This is a genomic window from Nostoc sp. CALU 1950 (genome assembly GCF_051172895.1).
In the GTDB taxonomy this organism is placed as follows: domain Bacteria; phylum Cyanobacteriota; class Cyanobacteriia; order Cyanobacteriales; family Nostocaceae; genus Nostoc; species Nostoc edaphicum_A.
This window is the reverse complement of the sequence record NZ_JBDNJQ010000364.1, coordinates 1-1,487: the sequence shown is the minus strand read 5'-3', so window position 1 is coordinate 1,487 and position 1,487 is coordinate 1. Positions and strand designations below refer to the sequence as shown.

The window sequence follows — 1,487 nt, the reverse complement described above, 5'->3', positions numbered from 1 at the left end:
TCGCCGTCTTTACAAGAATCAGTCCTTTGTAGAGACGGCGATTTATCGCGTCTTTTGACTTAGCCGAACCGTATTGGGGTATTTTGTTTATTACAGTTAAATTTTATGATTATTCGGGAATATTAAGCTATGAAAGCTTAGACCCAATATCGGGTTTTGGATATTTGGAGATTTACTTATGAAAAAGATTGCTAAGTTAATGATCATCGGCATCATCTTACTTGAGATATGCGGTTGTAACTCAGCTAAAACGACGGAACCGAAAGATTCTAGTTTAGTTACTAGTCAAGCTGATTCTCAAGCTCAAACAATTATCAAAATTGGTGGTTCTAGTTCAACGATAACAGTTTTAAAACTGTTAGCACAAGCTTATCAATCCCAAAATAAAACTGTCAAGGTTGAGTTTATCTCCAATAGCCAATCTGAAGGAGCGATCGCAGCCCTAAAAAACGATATTATTGATATCGCTGGTAGCAGTCACAAACTCAAACCCGAAGAAGATAACGGTAAAATTCAATATCGTGAAATTGCACAAGATTTGTTACTTGTTGCCACCCATAACAGTGTTAAAGGTGTGAACAACTTATCAACTAAGCAATTGAAAGCAATTTACAAAGGTGATATCACAAATTGGCGAGAATTAGGCGGTGCTGATGCAAACATTGTAGTATTGGATAGACCTGAAGACGAATCAGCGAAAAAATTATTGCGGAAATATTATTTGGAAACAGACAAGACCACAACTAAAGCCGTAATTTTGAACAAAGAGATAGAACTAATCGATACCTTACAAAGTACTCCTAATTCTATCGGCGCTTTTTCTTTGGCTTATTCTCTCATCAATAAATCACCTGTCAATCATCTCAGTCTCAATGGTGTTGCTCCCAAATCGGAAAACTTAGTCAATAGTAAATACCAAATGGTGCGTCATATAGGTATCCTCTCGGACAAAGTGCCTTCTGCATCTGCTCAGGGTTTTATTGATTTTATATTGAGCAAAGAAGGTGAAAAATTACTACAAAATAATGGTTTTGTTCCTGCTAAATAAATGAACAATTCGTAATTCGTGATTACGAATTACGAATTAGTAATTATTGTTAAATGTGCCATGCAGAGATTTTTCAGGGGGCTGAAACTCAGCCAAAAAATTGTTCTACCAATGCTTTCAGTTTGCCTAAGCGTATTCATGCTGGGCTTAGTAGTGCTAGGAAATTGGTTTACCGATAGTTTGCAGCAGAATTTTCGCCAAGAAATCGAAAGTTTTGCTGAACGAGTTCATCAGGATTTTCAGTATGAACAGCAAACTCTAGAAACTCAAATCGAACTGATTGCTAATCGAGATATGCTAAATCAGGCTGTGGAACAGCGAGATCAAAGTTTGCTTTTACAAGTATTGCTACCACTCAAATCTATATTAAAGTTGGATTGGATTAAGGCAGAAATGTTGAATCCTAATACAAAACTTTACATATCTAGTTACACTAACT

At 36.2% G+C, this 1,487-nt stretch carries 1 protein-coding gene and 1 pseudogene; both read left to right on the top strand.

Translation table 11 applies throughout. The features are described from left to right. Window positions 1-178 precede the first annotated feature (178 nt). Entirely contained in the window at window positions 179-1,048 is an 870-nt protein-coding gene (locus ABF638_RS37915; protein ID WP_435027874.1) for a substrate-binding domain-containing protein, read from the top strand. Between the two features lie 18 nt (window positions 1,049-1,066). Next, window positions 1,067-1,487, top strand: a pseudogene (locus tag ABF638_RS37910) (hypothetical protein); the annotation flags it as partial.

Bases quoted from the DNA above. Each gene is read 5' to 3' on its own strand.
- ABF638_RS37915 (WP_435027874.1), top strand. From the start codon at position 179: ATGAAAAAGATTGCTAAGTTAATGATCATCGGCATCATCTTACTTGAG.